The sequence below is a fragment of the Streptomyces muensis genome, from assembly GCF_021474425.1.
Taxonomy (GTDB): domain Bacteria; phylum Actinomycetota; class Actinomycetes; order Streptomycetales; family Streptomycetaceae; genus Streptomyces; species Streptomyces muensis.
In genome coordinates this window covers 1-8,183 of record NZ_JAKEIP010000320.1, presented here as the reverse complement: position 1 = coordinate 8,183, position 8,183 = coordinate 1, and the positions used below count along the sequence as shown (strand labels likewise).

Annotated in this window: 8 protein-coding genes; 5 read left to right on the top strand and 3 right to left on the bottom strand. The window is 70.0% G+C overall.

Annotated features, from left to right (window positions below):
• Positions 1-1,218 (bottom strand): M6 family metalloprotease domain-containing protein (locus tag L0P92_RS39275; RefSeq protein ID WP_234767924.1); only part of this gene is annotated, 1,218 nt, incomplete at its 3' end.
• A 258-nt stretch (positions 1,219-1,476) separates the two neighbouring features.
• On the opposite strand from L0P92_RS39275, the gene L0P92_RS39270 reads away from it, so the two are divergent.
• The gene (locus L0P92_RS39270) at positions 1,477-2,121 is read left to right on the top strand and encodes a TetR/AcrR family transcriptional regulator (protein WP_234767923.1); all 645 of its coding nucleotides are present in this window, start codon (positions 1,477-1,479) and stop codon (positions 2,119-2,121) included.
• Between the two features lie 154 nt (positions 2,122-2,275).
• Positions 2,276-3,817: an MFS transporter gene (locus L0P92_RS39265; protein WP_234767922.1), complete on the top strand. Its 1,542-nt coding sequence runs from the start codon at positions 2,276-2,278 to the stop codon at positions 3,815-3,817.
• 106 nt (positions 3,818-3,923) lie between these two features.
• Here L0P92_RS39265 and L0P92_RS39260 read toward each other — a convergent pair whose 3' ends face one another.
• Positions 3,924-4,427: a MarR family winged helix-turn-helix transcriptional regulator gene (locus L0P92_RS39260; protein ID WP_234767921.1), complete on the bottom strand. Its 504-nt coding sequence runs from the start codon at positions 4,425-4,427 to the stop codon at positions 3,924-3,926.
• 118 nt (positions 4,428-4,545) lie between these two features.
• On the opposite strand from L0P92_RS39260, the gene L0P92_RS39255 reads away from it, so the two are divergent.
• Positions 4,546-5,334, top strand: coding sequence for a dioxygenase family protein (locus L0P92_RS39255; RefSeq protein ID WP_234767920.1), 789 nt, complete (start codon positions 4,546-4,548; stop codon positions 5,332-5,334).
• An 11-nt stretch (positions 5,335-5,345) separates the two neighbouring features.
• Here the strand turns inward: L0P92_RS39255 and L0P92_RS39250 are convergent, their stop codons facing one another.
• Complete coding sequence (locus tag L0P92_RS39250; protein WP_234767919.1) at positions 5,346-5,876, bottom strand: GNAT family N-acetyltransferase; 531 nt, start codon at positions 5,874-5,876, stop codon at positions 5,346-5,348.
• Between the two features lie 170 nt (positions 5,877-6,046).
• On the opposite strand from L0P92_RS39250, the gene L0P92_RS39245 reads away from it, so the two are divergent.
• The gene (locus L0P92_RS39245) at positions 6,047-7,045 is read left to right on the top strand and encodes a sigma-70 family RNA polymerase sigma factor (RefSeq protein WP_062722278.1); all 999 of its coding nucleotides are present in this window, start codon (positions 6,047-6,049) and stop codon (positions 7,043-7,045) included.
• A 409-nt stretch (positions 7,046-7,454) separates the two neighbouring features.
• The gene (locus L0P92_RS39240) at positions 7,455-8,039 is read left to right on the top strand and encodes a TetR/AcrR family transcriptional regulator (protein ID WP_234767925.1); all 585 of its coding nucleotides are present in this window, start codon (positions 7,455-7,457) and stop codon (positions 8,037-8,039) included.
• Positions 8,040-8,183: the final 144 nt, after the last annotated feature.

Here is an 8,183-nt window from a genome sequence, read left to right as displayed (position 1 = left end):
CACCCCCCGCTTCTCGTCCCGGAATTCCTCCCCCGGTGCGAACGTCGCGTCCGAGAGTTCGGCGTGGACGTTCGGGGTGCGGGTGCAGCCGCCGCTGTTCTCGTGGGAGTCGAGGACCTTCACCGGGCCCATGCCGGTGTCGACGTCGGCGTCGACCTTGTAGATGAGGACGCCGGGGCGGCACACGGCCTCGTCGTTGCCCTCGCGGGTGCGTAGTTCGACGGCGTAGCCGGTGCGGCGGTCCAGCGGTATGAAGACCAGCTTGGGGCCGCCCTCGCGGGCCAGGGGCGTCAGGGCGTACTCGGCGGTGCCGGGGGTGGCGGCGCAGCGGACCTGGGCCGCGTCCAGCCAGCCCAGCTTCCACTTGTGCCAGCCGAGCAGGTCGTTGTTGGCCCCCCAGTCCTCGCTCATGATGTCCCAGTGGCCGACCGCGCCGCCGCCCTCGGCGGTGTAGAGGTCGGGCAGGCCGAAGACATGGCCGTTCTCGTGGGGGAGGACCCGGTAGCCGGTGCGGTGGTAGGTGCCGGAGCCGTCGTCCTGACGGGAGTAGACGAAGGAGGCGTTGGTCACCGAGACGCCGTCGGCCACCGGCGCCTCCGCGTTGCCCGCGAAGGTCACGGACAGGACCGTGTCCAGGGCCGAGGGGCCGGCGTTCGGGGTCACCAGCACGTTCAGGAAGTCGTACGAGCGGAAGTCCACCTTGGGATCGGCCGCGACCACGATGTCCTGGACCAGCTTCCGGTACCCGGGATCGAAGGGCGCGCCGCGCTCTATGCCGTAGGCCCGGAACGACTTGGGCATCCTCAGCCAGCGGGGGATCGGGGTCTCGGGGCGGTAGTCGAGGCGGCCGTAGGAGCTGGTGCGGAACCAGTTCTGGGTCTGTGGGAAGAACTCCGCGAAACGGTCGAGGGCCTTGCCCGGGCCGGGCGCGTCGGAGAAGTCGATCATCAGGGTGAGGGCGCGGACGGTGCCGGTGGAGCGGGCGTAGCCGCGGGTGGTCGGCATGCCCTCCGACATCTGGACCGTGGGCCGGCCGCTGATCAGACAGGGGCCGAGTGCGGAGGAGGGGGCCGTGGGCATCGGGCTCGCTCCGGCCGCCGTCGAGGTACCCGCCGTGAGGTGTCCGGTGCCTGCCGAGGTGCTGACCGCCAGGGTCAGGACGGTCACGGAGGCGAGGGCGGCCACACGGCGGGGGCGTATCCGACGGCTCGGCTGCATGCAGGGGCCCTTCCGTCCATGGCAGCCCGCCTGACCGCGCGCTGCACCCTCTCGATCACCCTGTGTCGGGGGCCGCGCGGGCGCGCGCTGGAAGAGACCGAACGTGGGTTCTTCCGCCAAATTGCTTGTGACTCAGGTCACATGGATTCTTTCTCGGCGTGGGAAATAACCGGGGACCCTCTCCCCGTTTAGCCATGTGTCCGAGCGAAACGGGGACACCTTCCCCGGATCGCCACCCAGCAGCATCAGGAGTGCACCGTGCAGACCGTGACCCCCGTAGTGCGCAAGGCGCCCCGGCCGCGCGCCGACGCCCTGCGCAACCGGGAGCGGATCGTCACCGCCGCCCGGGAGATGTTCGTCGAGTTCGGCCCCGACGTGCCGCTCGACGAGGTCGCCCGCCGGGCCGGCGTCGGCAACGCCACGGTGTACCGCAATTTCCCCGACCGCGACGCGCTGGTCCGCGAGGTCGTCTGCTCCGTCATGGACCGTACGACGGAGGCGGCCGAGCGGGCGCTCGCCGAGACCGGGGATGCCTTCGAGGCCCTGGAGCGCTTCGTGCACACCGCGGCCGACGAGCGGATCAGCGCGCTGTGCCCGATGGTCCAGAGCACGTTCGACAAGAACCATCCGGACCTGGAGGCGTCGCGGGAGCGGTCCGAGCAGCTCATCGGGGCGCTCATGGACCGCGCCAAGGCGGCCGGGCAGCTCCGCTCCGACGTGGACGTCGGCGACCTCATGATCGCCGTGGCCCAGCTCAGCCGGCCCCCGGCGGGGACCGGGTGCACCATCGCCGACCGCTTCGTCCACCGTCATCTCCAGCTGTTCCTGGACGGACTGCGGGCCCCGGCCCGTTCGGTCCTCCAGGGCACGGCGCTGACCATGGAGGACCTGCGCCAGGCCTGACCGATCAGTTCGCAGCACCACAGCGGTCACCACTCCGAACCTCTGCGGCCGTCAGAGCCGACGAGCCGTCCCCTTGAGTCACCGACTCACCGAGTCACCTTTCTCTCCTCACGACGCCCTTTTTCCGTCACGAAGTCCCGAAGTGGGTACCCCCATGTCCGAAACAGCCGCAAAGGCTCCAGGCAGCGCCCTCGGTGCCGCCGATTCCAACCGCTGGAAAGCGCTCGTCTTCATCGCGCTGGCCCAGCTCATGGTCGTCCTCGACGCGACCATCGTGAACATCGCCCTGCCCTCCGCCCAGCAGGACCTGGGCATCTCCGACGGCAACCGGCAGTGGGTCGTGACGGCCTACGCTCTCGCCTTCGGTGGTCTGCTGCTGTTCGGCGGCCGTATCGCCGACCTGTGGGGCCGTAAGCGCGCCTTCGTCGTCGGTCTGGGCGGCTTCGCCGCGGCCTCCGCGCTGGGTGGCGCGGCCACCAACGAGGCCATGATGTTCGGCGCCCGCGCCCTCCAGGGTGCGTTCGGCGCGCTGCTCGCCCCGGCCGCGCTCTCGCTGCTCGCGGTGATGTTCACCGACGCCAAGGAGCGTGCCAAGGCGTTCGGCATCTACGGCGCCATCGCCGGTGGTGGCGGTGCCGTCGGTCTGATCCTCGGCGGGTTCCTCACCGAGTACCTGGACTGGCGCTGGACGTTCTTCGTGAACATCCCGTTCGCCATCGTCGCCGCGGCCGGTGCCTGGTTCGTCATCCGTGAGCCGGAGGGCGGGCGCAACCGCTCCTCGCTCGACATACCCGGCGTGATCCTGTCCACCCTGGGTCTGGTCGCGCTGGTCTACGGCTTCACCCGCGCCGAGTCCGAGGGCTGGGGCGACTCGACGACCATCGGCATGTTCGTCGCCTCCGGCGTGCTGCTGCTGGCCTTCGTCCTGGTCGAGGCCAAGGTCAAGGCCCCGCTGCTGCCGCTGCGCGTGGTCACCGAGCGCAACCGCGGCGGTGTCTACCTCTCGCTCGGCCTCGCGATCATCGCGATGTTCGGCCTGTTCCTGTTCCTCACCTACTACCTGCAGATCGTCAAGGGCTACTCGCCGGTGAAGACCGGCTTCGCCTTCCTGCCGATGATCGCGGGCATGATCACGGGTTCCACCCAGATCGGCACCCGGCTGATGACCCGGGTCGCGCCGCGGCTGCTGATGGGCCCCGGCTTCCTGGTCGCCGCGCTCGGCATGCTGCTGCTGACCCAGCTGGAGATCGGCTCCTCGTACGCCGCGCTGCTGCTGCCCGCGATGCTGCTGCTCGGCCTCGGCATGGGTACGGCGTTCATGCCGGCCATGTCCCTGGCCACGCTGGGCGTCAAGCCGCAGGACTCCGGTGTCGCCTCCGCGATGGTCAACACCTCGCAGCAGGTCGGCGGCGCGATCGGTACGGCCCTGCTGAACACGATCGCCGCCTCGGCCACCACGTCCTACATCGCCGACCACATCGGCGGCGCCACCAGCCGGTCCCAGCAGCAGCTGGTCCAGCTGGAGGGCATGGTGCAGGGCTACACCAGCGCCATCTGGTTCGCCGTCGGCATCCTGGTCGTGGCCGCGGCCATCGCCCTGACCTTCGTCAACGCCGGCCGCCCGGGCGGCACGACGGTGGCGTCCTCCGAGGAGGGCGCGGCGGAGGAACTGCCGGTCCCGGTCGTCGCCCACTGACGACGACCGTCCCGGCCGTACCCATTGGGACCTGGCCTACGTACGGGGATGGGGACGCTCCGTACGTACGGCCACAGGACCTGCCCAGGCTCCCTGAATGAGCGGTTCAGCGGAGCCAGGGCAGGTCCGCACCTGCTTCGCTCGGCTGCAGGCCCTCGGCGACGATCCGCATGATCTCGCCGAGGGCCTTCTGCTGTTCGGTGCTGAGCCGGTCGAACATCGCCTGCTGTACGGCCTCCACATGGCCCGGCGCGGTCTGCCGCAGCACGTCGTGGCCCGCGTCGGTCAGCACCGCGAACTGGCCCCGCTTGTCGTCGGGGCAGTCCTCGCGCCGTACCCAGCCGTTCTTCTCCAGACGGGCGACGGCGTGCGAGAGACGGGAGCGGGTGATCTTGGCGTACATCGCCAGCTCGGTCATGCGCAGCCGGCGGCGCGGCGACTCGGCGAGCTTGACCAGAAGGCCGTAGTAGACGTGCGGCATGCCGGCGTCCCGCTGGAGCTGGCGGTCCAGGTGGTCCTCGAGCAGCGTGGTCGCGTCGATGTAGGAGCGCCATACGCGCTGCTGCTCGTCGGTGAGCCAGCGCGGTTCCGAGGTCGATGCCGTATTCATGTACTCCACTGTACGAGAGCTCTCCTTGAATTTTTAACTACCTAGGCGTACGGTCTTCCACAGAGAAGCTTTAGATTTGAAGCAAATGGGCTTCGAGCCCCCGGAGGGAGTCGCCGCCATGTCCGCCGCCACGCAGGAGCGCATGCCTGCCCTCTATCTCAGCCACGGCGCACCGCCGCTCGCGGACGACCCGATCTGGCCCGCCGAGCTCGCCGCGTGGTCCGCCGAACTGCCCCGCCCTAAGGCGATCCTCATGGTCTCCGCCCACTGGGAGGAGGCTCCGCTCGCCATCGGTGCCACCGAGACCGTTCCTCTCGTCTACGACTTCTGGGGATTTCCCGAGCACTACTACCAGGTGACCTATACGGCCCCCGGCGCTCCCGAACTCGCCGAGTCCGTACGCAGGCTGCTGCGCGCCCCCGGCATGCCCGTCCAGGACATCCCGGACCGCGGCCTCGACCACGGCGCCTACGTTCCGCTCGTCGAGATGTACCCCGCCGCCGACATCCCTGTCCTGCAGATCTCGATGCCGACCCTCGACCCGGTGAAGCTCATGGAGATCGGCCGCAAGCTGGCGCCGCTGCGCGACGAGGGCGTGCTGATCGTCGGCTCCGGCTTCTTCACCCACAACCTGGCCGCCCTGCGCCAGGGCGGCATCCCCGCCTGGTCCGTGGAGTTCGACGACTGGGGCCGCCGGGCCCTGGAGACCCGTGACTGGGACTCGCTCCTGGACTTCCTCCACAAGGCCCCGGCCGGCCGCTACGCCCACCCGCGCACCGAGCACTTCGCCCCGCTGTTCGTGACGATGGGCGCGGCCGACGCGGCCGGGGAACTGGAATCCCTGCAGAAGTCGGTGATCGACGGCTTCTGGATGGGCCTGGCGAAGCGCTCCGTGCAGTTCGGCTGAGCCGCGCAGGCTCAGAGCTCCTTCTCGTACCAGGCGACGTCCCAGTACCGGCCGAACTTGCGGCCCACCTCACGGTACGTACCGACGTGCCGGAAGCCGAACCGCTCGTGCAGCCGCCTGGACGCCTCGTTCGGCGGGACGATCCCGGCGTAGGCGCGATGCACGTCCTCCTGCGTCAAGGCCTCGAACAGGGCCTTGTAGAGAAGGATGCCGATGCCCCGGCGCCCGGCGTCCGGCGCGAGGTAGACGGTGACCTCCACCGAGGTCCCGTACGCGGGCTTCGGCCGGAAGGCGCTGGATGTGGCGTAGCCCAGAATCCGCTGTGAGTTGCGTCCGGGACCGGCCTCCGCGGCAACCATCAACCGGTGCGGGCCGTCTTCAGGGTGGGAGAGCAGCCAAGGGCGGCGTTCTTCCGGCGTGAAGACAGCAGTATCGAACGTGATGGGCGTCTCACGTACATAGTGGTTGTAGATGTCGGTGAGGGCCTCGAGGTCACCCTCGACTCCCGGTCTGACCTGCACCTCTGTACGTCCCGACGACATCGTGCCTCCTCGTGTGGCCGGACAGGGTACTGCAAGATCAGAAAAATAGAGGGGCGGGTTGGGAATTCTGTCCTGATTCCAGTCGTTGTTTCCATCGAACGGCGGGCACTCGAGGAGAGTCCCAAGCGTTCACGAACCACCCGCCAGCCCCACATCGCAAGGGAGCACGCATGGCAACCCGTGCCGTCGCCCGTCGTCAGTCCGCCACCGGCGAGGCCGTCGACGCGGCAAGCAGTGTTCGCGCCCATGGCGGCGAGATCGCGGACCGCGACCTGGTCGGCATGTACCTCGACGAGATCGCGCGCACGCCGCTTCTCGACGCAGCCAAAGAGGTCGAGCTGTCGCAGATCATCGAGGCGGGTGTGTTCGCAAGGCAGGTCCTCGACGGATACGAGGAGGCCAAGGCGGACGCGACCCGCGAGGAGCTGGAGGCCCTGGTCGCCGACGGCGAGCGGGCCAAGGACATCTTCATCCGCTCCAACCTCCGTCTGGTCGTCGCGGTCGCCCGCCGCTACCCGCGCAGCGGCCTGCCCCTGCTCGACCTGATCCAGGAGGGCAACGCCGGTCTGGTGCGCGCGGTGGAGAAGTTCGACTACCGCAAGGGCTTCAAGTTCTCCACCTACGCCACCTGGTGGATCCGCCAGGCCATCACCCGCTCGATAGCCGACCAGTCCCGCACGATCCGCCTGCCCGTCCACCTGGTGGAGGAGCTCGGCCGTATCCGCCGGGTCCAGCGCGAGTTCAACCGCGAACACGGCCGCGACCCGGAGCCCGCCGAGATCGCCGCCGAGCTCGGCTCCAACGCGGACCGGGTGACGGACGTCCTGGACTGGGCCCGCGACCCGGTCTCCCTGAACATGTCGGTGGACGACGAGGGCGAGACCCAGTTCGGCGACCTCCTGGAGGACACCTCCGCGGTCTCCCCCGAGCAGTCCGTCCTGACCCTGCTGCGCAGCGAGGAACTGGACGACCTGATCGGCCGCCTGGACCAGCGCACGGCGTCCATCATCAAGATGCGCTACGGCATCGACGACGGCCGCGAGCGCACCCTGACCGAGGTCGGCAAGGAACACGGCCTCACCCGCGAGCGCATCCGCCAGATCGAGAAGCACGCCCTGCTGGAGCTGAAGAAGCTGGCCCGCAGCACGGGCTTCGACGCGGCGGCGTAGCGGATCGGGGGCGTGCGACCGGCGCCGCTCGCGTACGCCGGGTGGCGAAAGACCGCGCAAACATGGCGATGTAACGCCGCTTCAACCGACAGGCCCCCGGGAACAAGCCCTAAGGGCAAGGGAGTTCGGGCCCTGGATCCCCGGGGCCCCGAACCCGCACCGCCTCACCGACCAAGTCCCGACGCACTCCCCCCGGCGCCGGGACTCTCCCCGAGCCGGGCTTCGGCGCCCATCCCCCCTGGGTGCCGGGCCCGGCTCCTCTTCGGCTCAAAGCCCTGGACGGGCGGGCCACCCCGTACCTGAACCACGGGGTGGCCCACCCGAATGGCAGATTGTGCCACATGGGCATAGCCTGCCGAACGTGAGCACCTCCCCTTCCCTCACGGAGCGACGCAAGGCGGCGACCCGCATGGAGATCGCCCGAGCCGCGGCCGCGCTCTTCGTGAAGCAGGGCCTGCGGGCCACCCGGGCCGAGGACATCGCCCAGGCCGCCGGTGTCGCCCCGCGCACCTTCTACCGCTACTTCGCCACCAAGGAGGAGGCGGTGGCCCCCCTCTACACGGCCGGCGCCACCCGCTGGACAGAGGCGGTCCGCGACGCCCCCACCGAGCTCTCCATCCCCGAGGCCCTGGAACACGCCCTCCATCACACCCTCACCCCGGGCGCGGGCGTCTCGGAGTCCTCCTGGCAATGGGCCCGTACCCTGGTCCGCCTGGCCCTCTCCAGCCCCGCCCTGAGCAAGGTCTGGGCCGAGTCCTGCCACGCCTCCGAACGAACCCTGGCCGAGGCCCTGGCGACCAGAACCGGCCAAGACAACGTTGCCGCCCTGAACTTCGCGGCGGCGGTGGCCGCCGCCGCGGTCCGAGTGGCGGTGGAGACCTGGGCCTCCGGCAACGCCCCCGCCGACGGCCCCGAGGGCCCGGCAGCCCTGGCCCAGGCCAACTTGGCGGCGTTGAGGAACTTCCCGTGGACGGGCATGGGCGGGCCCGAGTAGTACGTCGTCCGCGGGCCGGCGGGGGCTGGTCGCGCAGTTCCCCGCGCCCCTAGGGGGTTGCCGCACCCGCGTACGGCGGCGAGGGGACGTGTCGGTGTGCCGCACCAAGACGTGGCCGCACCCGCGTACGGCGCGAAGGGGCCG

What these genes read in the sequence shown, in the direction of transcription:
- L0P92_RS39265 (WP_234767922.1), top strand. Translation starts at nt 2,276, where the DNA reads ATGTCCGAAACAGCCGCAAAGGCTCCAGGCAGCGCCCTCGGTGCCGCC.
- L0P92_RS39260 (WP_234767921.1), bottom strand. Translation starts at nt 4,427, where the DNA reads ATGAATACGGCATCGACCTCGGAACCGCGCTGGCTCACCGACGAGCAG.
- L0P92_RS39255 (WP_234767920.1), top strand. Translation starts at nt 4,546, where the DNA reads ATGTCCGCCGCCACGCAGGAGCGCATGCCTGCCCTCTATCTCAGCCAC.
- L0P92_RS39250 (WP_234767919.1), bottom strand. Translation starts at nt 5,876, where the DNA reads ATGTCGTCGGGACGTACAGAGGTGCAGGTCAGACCGGGAGTCGAGGGT.
- L0P92_RS39245 (WP_062722278.1), top strand. Translation starts at nt 6,047, where the DNA reads ATGGCAACCCGTGCCGTCGCCCGTCGTCAGTCCGCCACCGGCGAGGCC.
- L0P92_RS39240 (WP_234767925.1), top strand. Translation starts at nt 7,455, where the DNA reads ATGGAGATCGCCCGAGCCGCGGCCGCGCTCTTCGTGAAGCAGGGCCTG.